This window comes from Thioalkalivibrio sulfidiphilus (assembly GCF_000377945.1).
Classification (GTDB): domain Bacteria; phylum Pseudomonadota; class Gammaproteobacteria; order Ectothiorhodospirales; family Ectothiorhodospiraceae; genus Thioalkalivibrio_A; species Thioalkalivibrio_A sulfidiphilus_A.
This window is the reverse complement of record NZ_KB898928.1, coordinates 25,383-45,659: the sequence shown is the minus strand read 5'-3', so window position 1 is coordinate 45,659 and position 20,277 is coordinate 25,383. Positions and strand designations below refer to the sequence as shown.

At 66.4% G+C, this 20,277-nt stretch carries 22 protein-coding genes and 2 pseudogenes; 10 read left to right on the top strand and 14 right to left on the bottom strand.

The features are described from left to right. Nucleotides 1–15 precede the first annotated feature (15 nt). The gene (locus D580_RS0104555; protein ID WP_018953251.1) at nt 16–501 is read right to left on the bottom strand and encodes a Crp/Fnr family transcriptional regulator; all 486 of its coding nucleotides are present in this window, start codon (nt 499–501) and stop codon (nt 16–18) included. Between the two features lie 91 nt (nt 502–592). On the opposite strand from D580_RS0104555, the gene D580_RS0104550 reads away from it, so the two are divergent. Then, nucleotides 593–1,081: a DUF6231 family protein gene (locus tag D580_RS0104550; protein WP_018953250.1), complete on the top strand. Its 489-nt coding sequence runs from the start codon at nt 593–595 to the stop codon at nt 1,079–1,081. Between the two features lie 115 nt (nt 1,082–1,196). Here the strand turns inward: D580_RS0104550 and D580_RS0104545 are convergent, their stop codons facing one another. After that, complete coding sequence (locus D580_RS0104545) at nt 1,197–1,949, bottom strand: MBL fold metallo-hydrolase (RefSeq protein ID WP_018953249.1); 753 nt, start codon at nt 1,947–1,949, stop codon at nt 1,197–1,199. A gap of 127 nt (nt 1,950–2,076) precedes the next feature. Between D580_RS0104545 and D580_RS0104540 the strand changes: the two genes are divergently transcribed. From D580_RS0104540 to lipA, 8 genes are all read left to right on the top strand, one after another. Continuing rightward, complete coding sequence (locus tag D580_RS0104540; RefSeq protein WP_018953248.1) at nt 2,077–2,946, top strand: hypothetical protein; 870 nt, start codon at nt 2,077–2,079, stop codon at nt 2,944–2,946. A gap of 63 nt (nt 2,947–3,009) precedes the next feature. Continuing rightward, nucleotides 3,010–3,252 carry a BolA family protein gene (locus D580_RS0104535; RefSeq protein WP_018953247.1) on the top strand — a complete coding sequence of 81 codons (243 nt, stop codon included), beginning with the start codon at nt 3,010–3,012 and terminating at the stop codon, nt 3,250–3,252. Continuing rightward, a complete protein-coding gene (locus D580_RS0104530) occupies nt 3,252–4,109 on the top strand; it encodes an ATP-grasp domain-containing protein (RefSeq protein WP_231363490.1) in 858 nt (285 codons plus the stop codon). Before D580_RS0104535 ends, D580_RS0104530 begins: the two co-directional genes overlap by 1 nt. Before the next feature lie 161 nt (nt 4,110–4,270). Continuing rightward, nucleotides 4,271–4,678, top strand: coding sequence for a hypothetical protein (locus D580_RS0104525; RefSeq protein ID WP_018953245.1), 408 nt, complete (start codon nt 4,271–4,273; stop codon nt 4,676–4,678). Nucleotides 4,679–4,687: 9 nt separating this feature from the next. Then, nucleotides 4,688–5,182: a hypothetical protein gene (locus tag D580_RS0104520; RefSeq protein ID WP_018953244.1), complete on the top strand. Its 495-nt coding sequence runs from the start codon at nt 4,688–4,690 to the stop codon at nt 5,180–5,182. A gap of 142 nt (nt 5,183–5,324) precedes the next feature. Beyond that, complete coding sequence (locus tag D580_RS0104515) at nt 5,325–6,545, top strand: HDOD domain-containing protein (RefSeq protein WP_018953243.1); 1,221 nt, start codon at nt 5,325–5,327, stop codon at nt 6,543–6,545. Further along, complete coding sequence (locus D580_RS0104510) at nt 6,529–7,758, top strand: HDOD domain-containing protein (RefSeq protein WP_018953242.1); 1,230 nt, start codon at nt 6,529–6,531, stop codon at nt 7,756–7,758. The genes D580_RS0104515 and D580_RS0104510 overlap by 17 nt, the downstream gene beginning before the upstream one ends. A gap of 41 nt (nt 7,759–7,799) precedes the next feature. Then, the gene (gene lipA, locus D580_RS0104505; RefSeq protein WP_018953241.1) at nt 7,800–8,762 is read left to right on the top strand and encodes a lipoyl synthase; all 963 of its coding nucleotides are present in this window, start codon (nt 7,800–7,802) and stop codon (nt 8,760–8,762) included. Between the two features lie 163 nt (nt 8,763–8,925). Here lipA and D580_RS16675 read toward each other — a convergent pair whose 3' ends face one another. The 12 genes and pseudogenes from D580_RS16675 to ppa all read right to left on the bottom strand — a co-directional run bounded on the left by D580_RS16675 (nt 8,926) and on the right by ppa (nt 19,121). Continuing rightward, nucleotides 8,926–9,102, bottom strand: coding sequence for a hypothetical protein (locus D580_RS16675; protein ID WP_018953240.1), 177 nt, complete (start codon nt 9,100–9,102; stop codon nt 8,926–8,928). A 165-nt stretch (nt 9,103–9,267) separates the two neighbouring features. Beyond that, the gene (locus D580_RS0104495; protein WP_231363489.1) at nt 9,268–9,885 is read right to left on the bottom strand and encodes a LysE family translocator; all 618 of its coding nucleotides are present in this window, start codon (nt 9,883–9,885) and stop codon (nt 9,268–9,270) included. 129 nt (nt 9,886–10,014) lie between these two features. Next, a pseudogene (locus D580_RS17060) lies at nt 10,015–10,296 on the bottom strand (GNAT family N-acetyltransferase); the annotation flags it as partial. Nucleotides 10,297–10,375: 79 nt separating this feature from the next. Next, complete coding sequence (lipB, locus tag D580_RS0104485; RefSeq protein ID WP_018953237.1) at nt 10,376–10,987, bottom strand: lipoyl(octanoyl) transferase LipB; 612 nt, start codon at nt 10,985–10,987, stop codon at nt 10,376–10,378. A gap of 123 nt (nt 10,988–11,110) precedes the next feature. After that, complete coding sequence (locus D580_RS0104480; RefSeq protein WP_018953236.1) at nt 11,111–11,374, bottom strand: YbeD family protein; 264 nt, start codon at nt 11,372–11,374, stop codon at nt 11,111–11,113. Then, a complete protein-coding gene (locus D580_RS0104475) occupies nt 11,367–12,224 on the bottom strand; it encodes a D-amino acid aminotransferase (protein ID WP_018953235.1) in 858 nt (285 codons plus the stop codon). Before D580_RS0104475 ends, D580_RS0104480 begins: the two co-directional genes overlap by 8 nt. Nucleotides 12,225–12,296: 72 nt before the next feature. Continuing rightward, nucleotides 12,297–13,472 (bottom strand): D-alanyl-D-alanine carboxypeptidase family protein, encoded by a 1,176-nt coding sequence (locus D580_RS0104470; RefSeq protein ID WP_018953234.1) that lies wholly within the window; start codon nt 13,470–13,472, stop codon nt 12,297–12,299. A 122-nt stretch (nt 13,473–13,594) separates the two neighbouring features. Next, entirely contained in the window at nt 13,595–14,452 is an 858-nt protein-coding gene (locus D580_RS0104465; protein ID WP_012639258.1) for a septal ring lytic transglycosylase RlpA family protein, read from the bottom strand. 44 nt (nt 14,453–14,496) lie between these two features. After that, complete coding sequence (mltB, locus tag D580_RS0104460) at nt 14,497–15,522, bottom strand: lytic murein transglycosylase B (protein WP_026289707.1); 1,026 nt, start codon at nt 15,520–15,522, stop codon at nt 14,497–14,499. Then, nucleotides 15,519–16,604: a rod shape-determining protein RodA gene (gene rodA / locus D580_RS0104455; protein ID WP_018953232.1), complete on the bottom strand. Its 1,086-nt coding sequence runs from the start codon at nt 16,602–16,604 to the stop codon at nt 15,519–15,521. Before rodA ends, mltB begins: the two co-directional genes overlap by 4 nt. Further along, nucleotides 16,604–18,460 (bottom strand): penicillin-binding protein 2, encoded by a 1,857-nt coding sequence (gene mrdA, locus D580_RS0104450; RefSeq protein WP_018953231.1) that lies wholly within the window; start codon nt 18,458–18,460, stop codon nt 16,604–16,606. The genes rodA and mrdA overlap by 1 nt, the downstream gene beginning before the upstream one ends. A gap of 124 nt (nt 18,461–18,584) precedes the next feature. Beyond that, a complete protein-coding gene (ppa, locus tag D580_RS0104445) occupies nt 18,585–19,121 on the bottom strand; it encodes an inorganic diphosphatase (RefSeq protein WP_018953230.1) in 537 nt (178 codons plus the stop codon). Nucleotides 19,122–19,306: 185 nt separating this feature from the next. Between ppa and D580_RS16770 the strand changes: the two are divergent. Beyond that, a pseudogene (locus D580_RS16770) lies at nt 19,307–19,918 on the top strand (adenylate kinase); the annotation flags it as partial. Nucleotides 19,919–20,277 lie beyond the last annotated feature (359 nt).

Below are 20,277 nucleotides of genomic sequence, written 5' to 3'. Positions count from 1 at the left end.
CGATGGACGCGAAGGCTACTTCTTGCCCGGGGCGTAGAAATAGCGGTTGAAGGTGGCCACATCCTCGCTCACCCGGCGGATCAGGTGGTCGAGGCTGATGATGGCGAACTCCAGCAGGTTCACGGCGATGTAGGGACGCTCCACGCGCAGGCGGTCATACATGGAGCGGGTGAGCTTGAGCACCCGGGTGCCGTTCTTGAGGGCGCGCATGCGCACCGCGCGGGGCACCCGGTCGAAGAAGGACATCTCGCCCATCAGTTCGCCCTCCTTCATGCGCCCCACCTCCACCTCGCGCCCGGCGTCGTCGTGGTACAGGGCGGCCTCGCCGTCCACCACGAAATACAGGGCCTCGCCCACCTCGCCGATCTCCGCGATCACCTGATTGCTCTTGAAGCTGGACTCTTCCAGGTATTCGAGCAGGGTGCCCACCTCGCTGGGGGTGAGAGAGGCGGACATGGGGTGTTTGCTCAGGAATTCGTTGAGCTTGGCATCGAACGACATGACAGACCCTCGCGCTATACTGGATGAAAAATGGGATGCAGCAAGTATACCGGCAGCCCGCCACATTCATCGACAACACGTAGGGGATTTCATGGACCCGCGCATCTTCGCCGACCTGACCCACCTGCCCGAGGAACTGGGCCCCCGCTCCCTGCTGGTGATCAGCGCACCCGACAACCCGCTGCCCGAGGCCATCCACGCGCGCCTGCCCACGCTGCCCATCACCTGGCTGTTCACCGCCGAGGCCTACGCCGCCCTGGAGGACGTGGACCGGCACGAACTGGTGCTGGTGCTGGATGCCCTGACGGTACTGGACCGCGACCAGGCCACCCACATGATCGCCCGCCTGCGGGATCTCAACAGCGAGAGCCTCTACGTGCTCATGCCCGAGGACGGCGAGAACGGATGGCAGGAACAGGACCTGATCGCCCTGGGCCTGACCCGGGTGCGCAGCTACGGTCAGGCACAAGGCAACACCCACCTGTTCCGTTTCAACATCAAGGACTACAAGAAGACCCCGGACTGGCTGAACCCCCGGTACTGGGCGAATCCGGAGATGTGGGAAAAGGCCCGTTGGTGAGCGCCTGAAAAGGCGCTCACCAACGGGCCAGTGGCAAGTCTCAAGTGGCTAGTGGCAAGGAAAGGAAAAAAACCGGTTTTCCTTGCCACTTGAGACTAGCCACTAGCCACTGCCCTCACCCCTGCCTACTCACCTCGCACAGCCGCTTCATCTCGTCCGGCACGTTGTCCGGGCACTCGCCGCAGCGCTCGTTGCCGGGCACCGAGAAATCGATCTTGCGCGGATAGGGCAGGTCCATCTCGTCCATGATCTTCACGAATTCCTCGAGCGTCTTGCCCCGGCCCAGGCGCGGGTTGCGCATCTTCTCCTGGCCGATGGTGGTGATCTGCCGGGACTCGTAGTCGTGGGCGGGATACACCAGGGTCTCGTCGGGCAGGGAGAAGAACTTGTCGTGGATGGACTTATAGAGCACGCGCGCATCACCGGACTGGAAGTCGGTCCGGCCGCAGGCCTCGATGAGCAGGGCATCGCCGGAGAACAGCAGGTTCAGGCCGCCGTGTTCCAGCAGGAAGGCGTGGTGGGTGTCCGTGTGCCCCGGGGTGTAGAGGGGATTGAGGGTGATGCCGCCGACGCGAAACGGCTCGCCCTCGCGCACGCCGATGTCCCGGCAGGGCAGTTCGTCCATGGCGGGGCCGGCGATCTTGCAGCCGCTTAGCGCTTTCAGCTTGCGCGCGCCGGTGATGTGGTCGGCGTGGATGTGGGTCTCCAGGGCGCAGGTGAGCTTGAGCCCCATCTCGTTGATCACCGCCAGATCCCGCTCCGCGGTCTCGATCACCGGGTCGATAAGCACACACTCACGGGTCTCGTCACAGGCGAGCAGGTAGGTGTAGGTGGAAGAGTCGGGTTCGAACAGCTGCTTGAAATGCATGGGGACCTCCATCTTTGAATGACATCTTAACGGGCCCTGCGCGCCGTCCGTCGGCGCAGGCAGGCCCCGGCTTGATGAACCAGCGGGGCGCACCAATAATCATGGCAGCTTCCCGGGACATGACCAAATGACGGCACTGAAACAAAGGCTTGCGGAACACGGCTTCGTCTCCGACCAGGATTACGACTATGCCGTGCAGTGCCTGCTGTCCGCGCCCGGCGATCACCTGCGCTGCCTGAACCTGGAGGGCGACTGCGGCCGGCGGCGCACCGCCTTCGCCTATGCCCTGGGCCACGCCCTGGGCCACGGCCACGTGCTCTACCATGAATTCACCGACCCGCCCCCGCAGCCGCCGGTACGCATGGATCCCGCCGAACCCGCGCAGGAGGCCCCGGGCGAGGCACCCATGGATGCCCTGGACCGTGTGATGGCCGAGGCCTGCGCGCTCAGCGAGGGCGATCCCGCCTTCCTGATCCTGGACCAGCTGCACAGGGCCCCCTTCCAGACCCACCTGCGCCTGGCGGAGTTCGTGCGCGACGGGACCTGGCGCTATGGCGAGGTGGCGCTCAAGGCCCATCGGCGCAACCTGCTGGTGAGCTTCATCTCCGACGAGCCCCTCTACCACAGCCTGCGCCAGGCGGCCTTCAGCCTGTGGCTGGGCCAGCGGGACGACCCGGACGAGGCGATCACACCGGCGAAGCTGGGCCTGGCGGAGAATGCCCGGCCCATGATCCAGAGCCTGGAGGCCCTGTTCCGCGCCCTGGACCTGCGCCCCACCCTGGCGGAATGGCAACGGGTGGTGCACGACCTGCACGTGAACGTGAACGGACCCGCGGACCTGCGCCAGTCCATCTACGGCTGGGTGGAGGGCGTGGACCGCGCCCACCTCATGTCCGCCTACATGGACCAGGTGCTGGCGCGCCAGTGGCCGAGCCTGCGCACCTACCTGGGGCTGGAGGCCGAGCACAGCGACGCCCGGGACACGGACGCCGGCTGACGCAGAACCCCGGCAGGCGCTATCATTGGCCGCTCGATTCAAGCCACCAGGAATACCCATCCCATGACTCCCGAACAGGTCCAGCAACTGATCAGCAGCCGCATGCCCGACGCCCGGGTCTCTGTCACCGGCGGCGACGGCAAGTTCGAGGCCACGGTGATCAGCGCCGAGTTTGAAGGCCTGAACCCGGTCAAGCGCCACCAGCGGGTCTATGCCACCGTGGGCGGCGAGATCGCCAGCGGCGCCATCCATGCCCTGAGCATCAAGCCCTTCACCCCTGCCCAGTGGGAGGCCAGCAACGGCTGATGACACCGGGCGCCCCGGCGCCCTCCCCTGTCCCGGTCCGTTCCACGCCCATGCGCCTGCTGTCCTTCGACGCCTACCGTTCCTTCGGCATCCCGGACACCCGCTATCTCAAGCCGGAACTCATGTACCGGCACGAGGCCGAGATCCTGGCCGCCGACTGGCTGCTGTTCCCCGCCTCCTGGCAGGTGGACGTGCTGGCCTGGGTCTACAACAAGCGCCTGTTCCCCAGCATCCAGAGCTACCACCTGGGCCACGACAAGGTGCGCATGACCCGCGCCCTGTGGGCCGCCGCCCCCGCCCACGTGCCCGAGACCCTGATCCTGCCCTCCACGCCGGCGGCACTGGAGGAGATCCTCGACACCTTCAGCTTCCCCCTGGTGCTCAAGGAACCGCGCAGCGCCGAGGGGCGCGGCGTGGCGCTGATCGAGGACCGCCAGGCCCTGCGCGACTGGGCGGCGAGCCACGACGTGCTGTATGCCCAGGAACGCCTGCCCATCGAGCGGGACGTGCGCGTCACGGTGGTGGGCGACCAGGTGGTGGCCGCCTACTGGCGCAAGGCCCCCCAGGGCGGTTTCCACAACAACATCGCCCGGGGCGGCGAACTGATCTTCGAGGACGTGCCGCCCCAGGCGGTGAGCCTGGTGGCCGATCTCGCCCGCCGGCTGAAGATCGACCACGCCGGCTTCGACGTGGCCCTGGTGGACGGCCATCCCTTCATCCTGGAATTCAACGTGCTGTTCGGCAACGGCGGTCTGGAGCCCCTGGGCGTGAAGCTTGCCGACGTCATCCACCAGTATCTGAGTCGCGAGACCCCGGGGCCGACTCTGCAAGCCCGCACATCTCGCCACCATCCGTAGCGAGGGCGTCGAGATGCCGCTGTGGCAGGGTGCACGGAGCGCAAGACGGCGCAGGCGTAGCCGACACTACGTCAAGCTGGCTGGAGCGAGTACGCCCTGCCACAGCGAGCGGATCGGCGGCCGCAGTAGGAGGGTGGCGAGATGTGCGGGCTAGGGGTTTCATGATCTCCGCCAAGGGCCGGGAGGAACTGCGCACCCTGCTCGGCTCCGGCCTGGTCCAGGACTGGGAAGGCGCCGACCGCACCCTCAAGCAGGTGGCACGCCTGTTGCTCAGCCAGCGCCCGGACCTGATGCGCCTGTACTTCGAGCCCGCCGCCTGGGAAGCCATCACCGCCATGGAACAACGCCAGGCGGCCACCACCATCCTCGCCCTGCTCAAGGCGGCCGTGATCGCCGAGAACGGCAACCCGCCCATCCACGACGCCAGCCAGGCGCGCTTCTACGTCACCTCCGGCCTGCGCGCCTACGTGGACGCGGCCATGGACTGGTACCGGCGGCATCCGGAGCACTGCCCGCCCGGGCTGAAAGATCGCAAGCCTCCCCTCCTGCAACTGACAACTGACAACTGACAAACAGTAATGATGGACGTGCTGGTCTGTGAAGCAGGGCATTTGAGTAGCCTGCGGGATCTATTCGAACCGCTGGGGCTGGAGATCCGACGGCATCCCGAGGGCGCCGAACTGCCGGGCTCCTACTGGGGCGCGCCGGAGGCGGGGCTGGTGGGCGACGTGCTGCACGTGCGCCCGGACACCCCGGTGCACTCGGCCCTGCACGAGGCCTGCCATTACCTGTGCATGGACCCGGCCCGGCGCAGCGGCCTGCACACCGACGCCGGCGGCGATGACTTGGAGGAAAGCGCGGTCTGCTACCTGCAGATCCTGCTGGCGGATCAGCTCCCCGGCGTGGGCCGGGAAAGGCTCATGGACGACATGGACACCTGGGGCTACAGCTTCCGCCTGGGCGATACCCGGGCCTGGTTCCACGGCGATGCCGAGGACGCGCGGGCATGGCTCCAGGCGCACGGCCTCGTGGACGCCGACCAGGCCTTCACCGGCAGGCTTCGCCAGCGCTGATGCGCGCACATCCACGCCTGTCCGGGCCCGGACCGCGCCCATCTCCCGGGCAGGACCGCGGAATTGGGATTGCCGCCACCCTGTGAGAGAATGCAGGGCATCATTTTTCAGCCAACCAGCAGCCGCACCGGGAACCTGCACCATGACCCAATCGCTTGAGCAGATCGCCAGTGAATTCGTGCCCCTCAAGGAACTCAGCGAGCAAGGCCGCGCGGCCCTTCTGCAGCAGGCCGTACAGGACACCCTGGCCGCCGGTGCCAAGATCAACGCCACCGACCATCGCGAGCACCTGGTCTATCTCCTGGAAGGCAGCCTGGGCCTGGTGAGCCAGGGCAAGGCCAACCGGGTGACTGCCGACGCCCCCCGCGCGCGCCTGCCCCTGTTCCCGGAGCGCATCAGCAACGAGTTCGCCGTGGCCGAGAGCACATGCCGGCTGCTGGTGATCGACAAGGCCGCGTTCGGCGATCGGCTCAACGACGAGCGCACCGCCGGCTTCGAGGTCAACGACGTGGAGATTAACGCCGACGAGGGGCGCATCTTCCAGGAGATCTACGAGGCCACCCTGAACAACCGCCTGGAGCTGCCGCCCATGCCCGAGGTGGCCATCCGCATCCAGCGCATGGCCGACGACCCGGACGTGGGCATCCCGGAACTGACCAAGGTGGTGCAGATGGACGCCGCCGTGGCCGGCGCCCTGCTGCACGCCACCAACAGCCCCCTTTACCGCGGCGCCCAGCCCATCACCAACATCCGCGACGCCGTGGTGCGCCTGGGCCTGAAGACCACCCGCATGCTGGCCACCAACATCGCTATGCGCCAGACCTTCAAGGCCGACTCGTCCCTGGTCAAGGAACGCATGCGCCAGCTCTGGGAGCACAGCGTCAACGTCTCCGCCATCGCCTACGTGCTGGCCCGCAAGAGCCGCAAGTTCGATCCCGAGCGCGCCCTGCTGGCCGGCCTGATGCACGACATCGGCGTGATCCCGATCCTCAAGTACATGGAGAACCAGGGCACCAAGCTCTCGCCCGAGGCCCTGGAATCCACCCTGTTCAAGCTGCACGGCATGACCGGCGTGCTGGTGATGAACTACTGGGGCATGGACCCGGAACTGGTGACCGTGGCCGAGGAAGCGGACAACTGGATGCGCGATACCGGCGAAAAGCCCGACTACTGCGACCTGGTGATCGTCAGCCAGCTGCTCAGCTACCTCAACACCCCGCGCATGGCCAGCCTGCCCGACCCGAACCAGGTGCCCGCCTTCAAGAAGATGGACATCGGCAGCGTGGACGCGGACATGAACCTGGCGATCCTGGACGAGGTCCGGGACGAACTGGAAGCCATCAAGCATGTCCTCAACGCATGAGCCTCTGGACGAGCTCCTGTCGCGGCTCTGGCCGCTGCAGGAGCTGAAGGCCGAGAATCGTGCGCGGCTGGCCGAGAAGGCTAAGCTGGTGGATCTGAACCCCGGCTTGCGTCTCAACGCCCGGGACGAGCACCGCTGGATCAATTACCTGCTGGCCGGCAAGGTCAACCTGATGAGCAACGGCAAGCCCCACGTAGTGGAGGCCCACTCCAGCCGTTCCCTGCGCCCCCTGTTCGGCGACGAGCGCATGCAGGACTACGCCGTGGCACTCACCCAGGGTCAGTTGCTGCGGGTGGACCGCCAGCTGTTCGAGACCTTCAAGGCGGACGAGACCAGCACCGGCATTGAACTGGAAGACGTGGAGTACGGCCCCACCGAGGGCGCCATCATCGCCCGGCTCTACCAGGACTGCATGAGCAACCAGCTGGACCTGCCCAGCGTCCCCGACGTGGCCCTGAAGATCCAGCGCGCCACCGAGGACCCGACCACGGACCTCAACGACCTGGCGCGCATCGTGCAACTGGACATGGCGGTCACCGGCGGGCTGATCAAGGCCGCCAACAGCGCGATGTACGGCGGCTCCGCGCCGGTCAACCACGTGCGCGACGCCATCCGGCGCCTGGGCACGAATGCCACCCGGCAGCTGGTGATCAGCATCGCCATGGGCCAGGTGTTCAAGACCGACGTGCCGTCCCTGAAACAACGCATGCATAGCCTCTGGGACCACAGCGTGCACGTCTCCGCCCTGTGCTACGTGATCGCCCGTCACTGCGGCCGCCTGGATGCCGAGCACGCCCTGCTGGCCGGCCTGCTGCACGACGTGGGTGTGGTGCCCATCCTCGACTACGTGGGCAAGCACCAGCCGGACATCGCCCCCGAGGAACTCGAGCGCATCATCACGCGCCTGCATGCCCTCACGGGCGAACTGGTGATCAACCACTGGGGTCTGGGGCCTGACATGAGCCTGGTGGTGCGCGAGGCGGATCACTGGGAACGCGCCGGCGGCGAGAAGGTCGATTACTGCGACGTGGTCCAGGTGGCCCAGCTCTACGCCTACGCCAAGGCGGGCCGCAACGACGTGCCACGCTTCGACGCGGTGCCCGCCTTCTCCCGCCTGTGCCTCTCGGAGGTCTGCGCCGGTGACCGCATCGATCCCGTGGAAGAGGCCGAGGCCGAGATCCGCGCCGTCATGGACATGCTGCGCGGCGACTGACGCCCGCAGTTCATACCCTACAACACCGAGACACAACCGACATGACCGATACCCGCAAGTCACCGGAGCCCGGGGTCAAGCTGCGCGCCGCCGACAAGGTGGCCCGCATCCCGGTCAAGATCGCCCCCACGGAAAAGCCCCTGCGCAAGCCCTCGTGGATCCGCGCCCGCACCCACGGCAGCCCCGAGGTGCAGCGCCTCAAGCGCGTACTGCGCGAACAGCGCCTGCACACCGTGTGCGAGGAGGCCTCCTGCCCGAACCTGGGCGAATGCTTCGGCCACGGCACCGCCACCTTCATGATCATGGGTGACATCTGCACCCGCCGCTGCCCCTTCTGCGACGTGGCCCACGGCCGTCCCGAGCCGCTCGACGCCGAGGAGCCCGAGAACCTGGCCCGCACCATCGCCGCCATGGGCCTGCGCTACGTGGTGATCACCTCCGTGGACCGGGACGACCTGCGCGACGGCGGCGCCCGCCATTTCGTGGACTGCATCCGCACCACCCGCGCCCACAGCCCCGACATCCGCATCGAGATCCTGGTGCCGGACTTCCGCGGCCGCATGGACGTGGCCCTGGCCATCCTCAACGAGGCCCCGCCGGACGTCTTCAACCACAACCTGGAGACAGTGCCCCGCCTGTACCGTGAGGCCCGCCCCGGCTCCGACTACGACTGGTCCCTGGACCTGATCCAGCGCTTCAAGGAGACCCATCCCCAGGTGCCCACCAAGTCGGGCCTGATGCTGGGACTGGGCGAAGAGATGCACGAGGTCGAAGCGGTGATGCGCGACCTGCGCGACCACGGCTGCGACATGCTCACCCTGGGCCAGTACCTGCAGCCCAGCCTGCACCACCTGCCGGTGAAGCGTTACGTGACGCCGGAGGAATTCGAGCGTCTCGCCGAGATCGGCTACGCAATGGGCTTCAGCCAGGTGGCCAGTGGACCGATGGTGCGGTCCTCGTACCATGCGGACCAGCAGGCGCAGAAGGTGATTGCTGAGGGGTGATGTGGGTTAGGGGGATTTAACGCAGAGGGCGCGGAGGCGCAAAGGGCGCAGAGGTTGTTTATACGAAAAGTAATTCAAGGAAGATATCTGTCGATATCCAGGGGTAACGACGAAGGGGTCGGTGACAAACGAGAACCATTTGTCACCGACCCCTTTTTGTTCCTCATGCCCGGACTTGACGCTCCATATCATCATTAGAAATCACGCGTCCATTGCGCGAATCCTGCAGCCCACGCTCGACCATGCGCTCGAAAGCAAGCTCCCGCATGATCTCTTCATAGGTCGCATCCTCGGGCTGCGACTGTATGACCTCCGCCATTTTCTCTTTTACGAGTGACATGTGATGCTCCTCAGGACAGGAATTCAGTATAGGTCACACCGTAGCCGGTGCCCAGCGGGACAGAAGTAGCCAAGCGAGTAGTCACGCTCATTGGCCTGAGTGTGATTCAGAGCGAATCAGCGCCATTCCCTTCGGCGTGACCAAAACGCATATACCTTTGCATCGTTATGCCTTCGCAACCAGGTATGCACCGACACCGACCATCAGACCGCCCGCAGCAACCTTTGCGCCGCGCCCAGCCCCGCGCCCGCCTGCCAGGCTTGCCACTCTGACTCCGGCGTATGCATAACCAACTTTCACACCGCCAACCGCAAGCAGGGTTATCACCACAATCGAGGCTAGATCTGTTGCAGATATGGAGGACAGATCGACAAACGCGGGGAACAGGCTTGCGTAGAAGAATATTGCCTTGATATCCCCTAGGGTCAGGATGAGGCCAGAGAAAAAACTCACCGTCAAAGATGACGTGCTTCGATCACGCATACCCGCCAGTGTTGGCCGCTTGGCTCTCAGCAGAGACAGACCGAACCAGATCAGGTAGGCCCCTGCCAGGTACTTGACGACCACAAAGAATCCCCCCATCGCCTCAGCGATCACCGCCAATCCAAGCACCGCCAGACAAACAAACACCAGGTCGCCCAGCACGATGCCGGCGGCGACCGCTGCCCCATGCGGGAATCCTGCGGTTGATGAACGAGTAACGACCAGGGCAACGCTGGCACTTGGAACCAGCGCCAAAAGGGACATGACTGAAAACAGAAGGATTACATCGAGGAGACTCATGGTCGTCATTCACAAAAGTACTTTGGGACATCCACAGTCAGGGATTTCAAAAGTACTTTGGGACATCCACAGTCAGGGATTTTGGGTGTCCAAAACCGCCCCAAAACCGCCAAGACACGCCCAGGCCCATCACTCAGGCTCGACCCCAAAGGCCTCGTGGGACCGGATGCTCCCGGCAGGGGTATCAGATCCGAAAGGCAATCCGAGCACATACTCATTCGGGACGCCGTCATGCTCCAGACCGGGAAACGTGCTGAAACCGAACCGGCTGTAGTAACCGGCGTCGCCAACCAGGACACACCCTTTCGCTCCCCTGTCCCGTAACTCACTCAGACCTGCCTCGAGGAGCGCCGAACCGATTCCGCGACGCTGCATATCAGGTAGTACTGCAACCGGTCCGACCAAGAACCAGTCACCCTCAGAGTGGTGCGCTTTGGGACATCCACAACTCGTCCATGATCCCGGGCCATTCGCGGCGGGGTCGCCGCTCCTACGGGGCGAGGCTTTGCATCAGTTTGTCGGCCACTGCCCTGCCCACGGTTTCCAGGTCCATCTCCACGCCGAGTGCCTTGAGTGAGGTGGTCTCGAGCCCTTCGTAGCCGCAGGGGTTGATGCGCGCGAAGGCGGACAGGTCAGGGTCCACGTTCAGCGCCAGACCGTGATAGCTGGCGCCCCGGCGCACCCGCAGGCCCAGGGCGGCGATCTTTGCGCCGTCCACGTAGACACCCGGGGCGTCGGGGCGGGCCTCTGCCCGGATGCCGTGATCGGCGAGGAAGGCGATGACCGCCTGTTCCAGCAACGTGACCAGGGCGCGTACGCCCAGGCCGCGGCGGCGCAGGTCCACCAGCACGTAGAGCACCGCCTGGCCCGGGCCGTGGTAGGTCACCTGGCCGCCCCGGTCTACGGGGATCACGGGGATCGGGCCGGGGTCGAGCACGTGCTCGGGCTTGCCGTTCAGGCCCAGGGTAAATACGGGGGGATGCTCCACCAGCCAGAGTTCGTCGGCGGTGGTCTCGTCGCGAGTATCGGTGAAGGCCTGCATGCGACGCCAGACGGGGTCGTAGTCGCTGAGGCCGAGTTGCTTGAGGATGATGTCGGGCACGGGAGGGGCGATTCAGAATTCAAAATTCAAGATTCAAAATTCAAAGGAAGACCTCCGCGCCACCTATGCAGGCACTTGCAGCCTTCCCTTTGAATGTTGAATCTTGAATTTTGAATTCTCCGCTCAAAGCACCATGGTCACCAGCTCGCAGGCGGTCAGCTCCCGGTACAGGGCGTCCAGCTGCACCTGGCTGTGGGCTTCCACCACCACGGTGATGGCCAGGTAGCGGCCGCCGCTGGAGGCCCGCTGGGTGTAGGCCTCTTCGGGGGTGCCCGGCACGTGGCGCTCGACGATGCGGGCCACCTGGGCATGAAACTCCGGCACCGCGGCCCCCATGACCTTCAGAGGGAAGCGGCAGGGGAATTCCATCAGGGTTTCGTCAGCCATGCTCGCCGGTCCGAAGCTTGCGCTTGTAGTCCTGGTACAGGTCGAACATGCGCCGCCACACGGGGCCGGGTCGCCCCTCACCCACGGCGCGCTCGTCCAGGCGGGCCACGGGCAGGATCTCCTTGGTGGAACTGGTCAGCCAGATCTCCTCGGCGTCGCGCAGGCTGGCCTCGGGGATGGCGCTTTCCATCACCGGCAGGCCGTGCTGCTGGGCCAGTTCCACCACCAGGTCGCGGGTGATGCCGGGCAGCAGGCTGGTGTCCTTGGGCGGGGTGACGATCACCCCGTCGGCCACCACGAACAGGTTGCTGGCCGCGCCCTCGGTGGCGAAGCCGCCGCGCACCAGGATGGCCTCGGCGGCACCGGCCTCCACCGCCTGCTGGCGGGCGAGGATGTTGGCCAGCAGGGTGATGGCCTTGATGTCACAGCGGTTCCAGCGGGTGTCGGGCACGGTGACCGCCGACACGCCCTGCTCGAACAGGGCCGGGTCCGGGGCCTTGATGGGGCTGACCATGGCGAACACGGTGGGCGGCACGTCGGGCGGGAAGGCATGGTCCCGACGGGCCACGCCCCGGGTTACCTGCAGATACACGGAACGGTCGTCGCCGGGATTGCGCGCCACCAGGTCTTCCAGCATGCGCGCCCAGCCGGCGCGGTCCAGGGGCGGGTCGATGCGTACCGCCGACAGGCTGCGCTCCAGGCGGTCCAGGTGCTGCTCCAGGCGGAACAGGCGGCCGCCGAACACGGGCACCACCTCGTAGACCCCGTCGCCGAACAGGAAGCCGCGGTCCAGCACCGAGATCTTCGCCTCGGATTCAGGGAGAAATTCGCCGTTGAGATAGACAGTCATGTGAACCAGTGGCTAGTGGCTAGTGGCTAGTGGCAAGGAGGACGGGACGAACCCGCCGCTCCTGGTTGCCGATCAGAACATCTGCAGCACGGAATCCAGCAGGCGGCGGAAGATGCCGCCGGTCTCGACGGATTCCAGGGCCACCAGGGGGCGGCGGCTCAGGATCTCGCCGTCCAGGATCAGCTGCACCTCGCCGTAGACCTCGCCGGCCTGCACCGGGGCCTCGAGGCTCGCGTCCAGCTCCATCTGCGCCTGCATGTCGCGGTAGCGGCCACGGGGCACGGTGACGTACAGGTCCTCGCGCAGGCCCATGGGCACCCGGTCGGTGGCGCCCTTCCACACCCGCGCGTCGGTCAGCGCGGTGCCGGCCTCGTAGAGGCGGTGGGTCTCGAACTGGCGGAAGCCCCAGCTGTACAGGGCCTGGGACTCGTTGGCGCGCTTGATGCCGCCCTGCTGATGGCTGGGGGCGTCGATACCCATCACCACGGCCACCAGGCGCATGCCCTCCTGCTCGCGGGAAGACACCAGGTTGTAGCCCGAGGCACGGGTCCAGCCGGTCTTCAGGCCGTCCACCTGGCTGTCCCGCCACAGCAGCAGGTTGCGGTTGGACTGGGTGATGCCATTGAAGGTGAAGTTGCGCTCGGAGTAGTAGCCGTAGTGCTGGGGGAAATCCCGGATCAGGGCACTGGCCAGCAGGGCCATGTCCCGGGCGGAGGTGTACTGGGCCTCCTCGGTGGGCAGGCCGTGGGAATTGGTGAAATGGGTATTGACCATGCCCAGGACCCGGGCCTGGGCGTTCATCAGGTCCACGAAGGCCCCCTCGGTGCCAGCCACGTGCTCGGCCAGGGCGACGCTGGCGTCGTTGCCGGACTGGATGATCAGGCCGCGCAACAGGTCCTGCAGCCGCACCCGGTTGTTGACCTCGATGAACATGCGCGAGGCGCCCTGCATGCCGGTGCGCCAGGCGCGCTCGCTGATGCGCACCTCGTCGTCCAGGGAGATGGTGCCGCGCTCGAGTTCCTGGAATACCAGGTAGGCGGTCATGAGCTTGGTCAGGCTGGCGGGTTCGACCCGCTCGTCGGCGGCGCGCTCGGCCAGCACCATGCCGCTCAGGTGATCCATGATCAGGTAGTTGCGCGACTCCAGATCCGAGGGCGGCGGCACGCGCACGGTGGACTGGGCCAGGGCCTGGCCCAGGGGGGCGATCAGGAGGAGGCAGATGAGGCTGAGGAGAATGCGCTGAATCATGGTATCGGGTCGGACTCTCGGGTTCAGACAGGGTTCACTTGGGGAGAAGAGGCTGCATCGACGGGGCCATGCACCGGCCCCGTACACTACCACAGCCGTTCCCGCCGGGAACGGGACGGCGGTCAATCCACGACGATGCGGTAGTCGGGGAAGCCGATGCGTTCCAGGTCCCGGGCGGCGCTGTCGGCGAGATCCACGCTGGCCAGGGGGCCGATGCGCACCCGGTAGACGGACAGATCGGGCGCCTCGTGGATCGCCACCCGGCCCAGGTTGTGGCCATTGAGCCGGGCGAGCAGCTGCTCGGCATTGTGGCGGCTGCTGAATGCACCCACCTGCACGTAGACCGACGGCGCGCCGCCGGTGTTCCCGGCCAGGGGCGCGGGCTGGGTCTGGGCCATCTGGGTGCCCGGCGCGCGCGGATCGATGGCGCGTACCTCCACCAGTGCCGTGCCCTGCTCCAGCATGCCCAGGCGATAGGCCGCGGCGTAGGAGAGGTCGATGATGCGGCCCCGGGCAAACGGGCCCCGGTCATTGACCCGCACCACCACGGAACGGCGGTTCTCCAGGTTGGTGACCTGCACGTAGGTGGGCAGGGGCAGGCGGGTGTGGGCGGCGGTCATGGCGAACATGTCGTAGGGTTCGCCGCTGGAGGTGCGCCGGCCGTGGAACTTGGTGCCGTACCAGGAGGCCACGCCCCGCTCCACGTAGCCATCGGCGGAATCCATGACGCGGTAGGTCACGCCGAACACCTCGTAGGTGGCGGGGTTGCCGTAGCGGCTGCGCGGCTCCACACGGGGCACCGCGTCGGGGATGCTGGAGAGGTCCGCGGGACGATGACGGGGGGCACCGTCCTGTACATGCGCCGGTGCCGGCCCGGCCGTGGACGAGGCCGGTTTCTTTGACCCGGGGCTGCCACAGGCGGCCAGCGTCAGGGCAGCGAGGGCCAGCAGCGCCGCCCTGAGCAGAACAGCCGCATTCATCTTTGCACGCCTCACGCCTGACGCCTCACGCTTCACGCATCACCTCAATTGGTCATGGACCGGCTGATCTCTTGCGCCAGCAGGTGAACCGCCTTGGCGTACAGAGGGCTGCGGTTGTAGCGGGTGATCACGTAGAAGTTGGGATAGCCCAGCCAGACCTCGATGCCGTTTTCCGTCTCCAGCTCGATGATGGAGAAACGCCCGTCCTCGGGCACGGGCTCCCGGGGCGTCACCCCGTGCCGGGCCAGGTCCTCCAGGCTGTGGCGGGCCTGGAAGCCGCCGCCCATGAGCGCCCGGTAGGCCTCGCCCTGCGCCTCGGCGCGGGCCACCACCGGCTCGCCCTGGGCCCAGCCGTGGCGGCGGAAATAGTTGGCCACGCTGCCGATGGCGTCGGGCCAGGAACCGATCAGGTCGCGGCGTCCGTCGCCGCTGAAGTCCACCGCGTATTCCCGGTAGCTGGAGGAGATGAACTGGCCGCGACCCATGGCGCCGGCGTAGGAGCCGCGGGTGTCGCGCAGGTCCAGGCCCTCTTCCCGGGCCAGGCGCAGAAAGTGTCCCAGCTCGGAGCGGAAGAAGCGGGAGCGGGGCGGATAGTCGAAGCCCAGGGTGACCAGGGCATCCAACACCCGGAAGCCGCCCTGGTTGCGGCCGTAGAAGGTCTCCACGCCGATGATCGCCACCACTACCGCCGCTTCCACGCCGAACTCCCGCTCGGCGCGCGCCAGCAGCTCGTCGTGCTCGCGCCAGAAACGCTCGCCCTCGCGGATGCGCTGCTCGGTGAGGAAGATGGGGTGATAGCGGTACCAGGGCCGCGCCTCGGCGGGGGCCGAGATCAGGTCCAGCACCCGCTGCTGGGGCTCCACGCCCCGGAACAGGGCCTCCAGTTCGCGGCGCTCGAAGCCCTCGGCCACCATCTCGTCGATGAACTGCTGCACCGCCTCGCGCTCCAGGTAGGGCGGATCACCGGCCACGAAGGCCGGCTGCGCCCATGCCACGCCGGACAGCGCGAGGCACAGCAACAGGGTGGTCAGGAAACGGAACACGGGGCGGTCTAGGGGAAGAAGACTCATCGGGCCAGCAGCCTCCGATGGGAGTGAATGGACATGAGGATACCGAATGCCGCCAGCAGGGTCACCATGGAGCTGCCGCCGTAACTGACCAGCGGCAGGGGCACGCCCACCACCGGCAGCAGGCCGCTGACCATGCCCACGTTGACGAACAGGTAGACGAAGAAGGTCAGGCTGAGGGAACCGCCCAGCAGCCGCGCGTAGGCGTCCTGGGCCTTCACGGAGATGTACAGACCACGCAGGATGACCAGCAGGTACAGACTCAGCAGCAGCAGCCCGCCGAGCAGGCCGAACTCCTCCGCATACACCGCGAAGATGAAGTCCGTGGAGCGTTCCGGCAGGAACTCCAGCTGGGACTGGGTGCCGTTGAGCCAGCCCTTGCCATACAGCCCGCCGGAGCCGATGGCGATCTTGGACTGGATGATGTGATAACCGGCGCCCAGGGGGTCGCTTTCCGGATTGAGCAGGGTCAGCACCCGCTGGCGCTGGTAGGGGCGCATGAAATGCCACAGCACCGGCAGCGCCACCAGGGCCAGCGCGCCCAGGGCGAAGATGATGCGCCAGCGGATGCCGGCCAGGAACACCACCAGCAGGCCGGCGGCGCCCACCAGCAGCGCCGTGCCCAGGTCCGGCTGGCGCGCGATGAGCACCATGGGGATGAGCGCCAGCAGGCCCGCTGCCACCACCTCCAGGAAACGCGGCGGCAGGGGCCGGTCGGCCAGGTACCAGGCCACCATCATGGGCACGGCGATCTTCATCAGTTCCGAGGGCTGGAAGCGCACGAAGCCCAGGTCGAGCCAGCGCTGCGCGCCCTTGCCCATCTCGCCCATGACCAGCACCACCGCCAGCAGGCCGATGCCCAGCGCGTAGATCCACGGGCTCCAGCGCTTGAGGTTGTCGGCGGGGATCTGGGCCATGACCAGCAGGGCCGTGAAGGCGATCCCGAGGCGCAGCAGCTGACGGTTGAGCATGGTCATGCTCTCGCCGGTGGCGCTGTACAGGGCCACCAGTCCGACACCGGCGAGCAGCAGCAGGCCGGTGAACAGCACCATGTCCAGGTGCAGGGCCCGAACCAGGGTACGCATCAGCGATCCTCCCGCAGCAGGTAGTAGTCGATCACCTCGCGGGCGATGGGCGCGGCCACACGCCCGCCGCTGCCGCCGTGCTCGGAGATCACGGCCACCGCGATGCGCGGCGCCTCCGCCGGTGCGTAGCCGATGAACAGGGCGTGGTCGCGCAGGTGCTTGGCCAGCCCCTCCTCGTCGTATTCCTCGTCCTCAGCCAGACCGAACACCTGGGCGGTGCCGGTCTTGCCGGCCAGGGTGTAGCCGCGGATGAAGCGTCCGGTGGACCAGTAGGCGGTGCCGTTGCTGCGGTGCACGGAATTGATCATGGGCTGGATAATCTGGTCCCAGTGTTCCGGGCGGGAGACCTGCACCGGGGTCAGCCACTCGGTTTCATGCAGGCGCAGGTCGCCGCTCACCGGGTCGATGATGCCGCGCAGCAGGTGCGGACGCACCCGCTCGCCCCGGGTGGCGATGGTGCTGGTCATGGAAGCCATCTGCAGCGGCGTGGCCAGCATGTAGCCCTGGCCGATGGAGGTGATCACCGTCTCGCCCGGGAACCAGGGCATGTTCTGGGTGGCGCGCTTCCATTCCCGGCTGGGAAGCAGGCCCGGCCGCTCGCCGGTGGTATCCAGCCCCGTCACCTGCCCCAGGCCGAACTGGCCCAGGAAGGGCGACATGCGGTCGATCCCCATGCGCACCCCCAGGTCGTAGAAGTACACGTCCGAGGACTGGGCGATGGCCTTGTCCAGGTTCACCAGCCCGTGTCCCTCCCGGCGCCAGTCGCGGTAGCGACGATCGTCGTTGGGCAGCTGGAAGTAGCCCCGGGCGAACATGGTGCGTGCCGCCGTGGTCACGCCGGCCTCCAGCCCCGCCAGGCCGACGATGGGCTTGATGGTGGAGCCGGGCGGGTACTGGCCCGACAGGGCGCGGTTGAACAGAGGCTGGTAGCGGTCGTTGCGCAGCTCGTTGAACACGCTGGCGGGGATGCCATGCACGAACAGGTTGGGGTCGAAGCTCGGCTTGCTCACCAGGGCCAGCACCTCGCCGGTGTTGGGGTCCATGGCCACCACCGCGCCGTTGCGCCCCTCCAGGGCCCGGCGCGCGGCGGCCTGCAGGCCCACGTCCAGGCTCAGCACCAGGTCCCGCCCCGGCACCGGGGCCTCGCGCTCCAGCACCCGCAACACCCGGCCCTGGGCGTTGACCTCGACCTTCTGGTAACCCACCTGGCCGTGCAGCACGTCCTCGTAGAAGCGCTCCACGCCGATCTTGCCGATGTGGGTGGTGCCGCTGTAGTTGCGCCGGTCGATGCGCGCCAGCTCGCGCTCGTCGATGCGTCCTACGTAACCCACCACGTGGGCCATCTCCTCGCCCAGGGGATAGTGCCGGGCCAGACGCGCCTGGATGTCCACGCCGGGGAACAGGTGCCGGTTGATGGCGAAGATCGCCACCTCCTCGTCACTCATGTTGAGCTTCACCGGCACCGCCTGGAAGGGACGCTTGCCGCGTAGCTCGCGGCGGAAGCGGGTGATTTCCGCCTCCTCCAGGGACAGCAGGTCCGTGAGGCGGGCCAGGGTGTCCTCCAGGTCACGGACCTGTTCCGGGGTGATCTCCAGCTGGTAGGAGGGACGGTTCTCGGCCAGCACCACGCCGTTGCGGTCGTAGATCAGGCCGCGGGGCGGGGGCACCGCCTCCAGACGCACGCGGTTGTTCTGGGACAGCGTGGTGAAGTGGGAATAGTTGACCACCTGCAGGAAGGTGAGCCGTGTGGCCAGGATGCCGACCAGGATCAGCACCACCAGCACCATGATCACGGCACGGACAAAGAACAGGCGCTGCTCCTGCTGGTGGTTCTTGATCGCCTGTCGGACAGCCATTGGGTGCTATAAAAACAAGTGGCAAGTGGCAAGTGGCAAGGGAAAACCATCACGATGTTCCTTCATGTCAGAGGGTGGTTTCCCTTGTTCCTTGCCACTTGAGACTTGCCACTTGCCACTGGCATCAGACCTTGCTCTTCTGGAAGCGTTTCTGGCAAGCGACGAGTTCCGCCTTGGCCTCTTCGACACCGACCCACTCGTCAATCTTGACCCACTTGTTGGGCTCTAGTTCCTTGTAGTGCCCGAAGAAGTGACCGATCTGAGCGAGGAGCGACTGAGGCAGGTCACTGGGGCTCTGGACATGGTCGTAGGAGGAGTGCAGGTCATTGACGGGCACCGCCATGATCTTGGAATCCGGACCTTTCTCGTCGGTCATCCTGAGCATGCCCACGGGGCGGCAGCGGATCACCGAGCCACTCATGACCGGCACCGGGGTCAGCACCAGGACATCCACGGGATCGCCGTCCTCGGAGAGGGTGTGGGGTACGAAGCCGTAGTTGCAGGGATAGAACATGGCCACGTTCAGGAAACGGTCCACGAGCAGCGCACCGCTCTCATAGTCCACTTCGTACTTCACCGGCGCACCATGGGCCGGGATCTCGACGATCACGTTGATGTCGTTGGGCAGGTCTTTGCCTGCCGAAATCTTGTCCAGGTTCATATGCCTCGATTCCTGAGAATTCGGTGTGGAGCGCGCATTATACCGGCTCCGCGGCCCGCCGACAGCGGGCCGTCGCTCTCTTGCGCGGCACCGGCCGAGGAGGTATAAGTCAGGCCCAAACACTTCCAATAAACCTCGCCTGCCGGGCTGTGGCGCCTGCGGGCGAACAGTGAGGGGGAGACGCCATGCGCATCGTGCTTCTGGGAGCGCCGGGATCCGGCAAGGGAACGCAAGCCAAACACATGGTGGAGCGCTACAGGGTGCCCCAGATCTCCACCGGAGACCTGCTGCGCAGTGCCGTCACCGCCGGTACCCCCCTGGGCCAGCAGGCCAAGGCCGCCATGGATGCCGGCCAGCTGGTGCCCGACGAGATCGTCCTGGGCATGATCCGCGAACGCCTGTCCATGCCCGACGCCGACGCCGGTTTCATCCTTGACGGTTTCCCCCGCAACATCAGCCAGGCCGAAGCCCTGGACCGCATGCTGGAAGAGATGGGCCGCCCCCTGGACGGCACCCTGCTGATCGACGTGGACTTCGACCTGCTCATGCAGCGCCTCAGCGGCCGGCTGACCTGCGAATCCTGCGGCGCCGTGTTCAACCGCTACACCAAGCCCCCGCGCCACGACACCGTCTGTGACATGTGCGGCGGCAACCTGCATCACCGCGCCGACGACAACGAAGAGACCATCAGCAACCGCCTGCGCGTCTACGAGGCGCAGACCAAGCCCCTGGTGAACTACTACAAGAGCCGGGGTGTGCTGGAGACCATCGACGGGGAAGGCGAGATCACCGATATCTTCCAGGCCGTCACCCGCGGCGCCGAAAAACTGGTCAAGGCCGCCAGCGAGCGGCCGGTGGAAGCAGCCCCCGCCAAGCCCGCCGCCAAACCCGCGCCCAAGCGCAAGGTCAGCGCCGTCAAGCAGGCCGCGGAGGCCGTGAAGGCCAAGAAGGCCGCTGCCGGCGAGAAGAAGGCTGCGCCCAAGGCCGCCCCCAAGAAGGCAGCTGCGCCGAAGAGCGCAGAAAAGGCTGCGCCCAAGAAGACGGCCGCCAAGAAGGCCGTGAAAAAGGCTGCACCCAAGAAGGCCACCACCAAGAAGGCGGTGAAAAAGGCCGCGCCCAAGAAGGCCGTCACCAAGAAGACCGTGAAAAAGGCCGC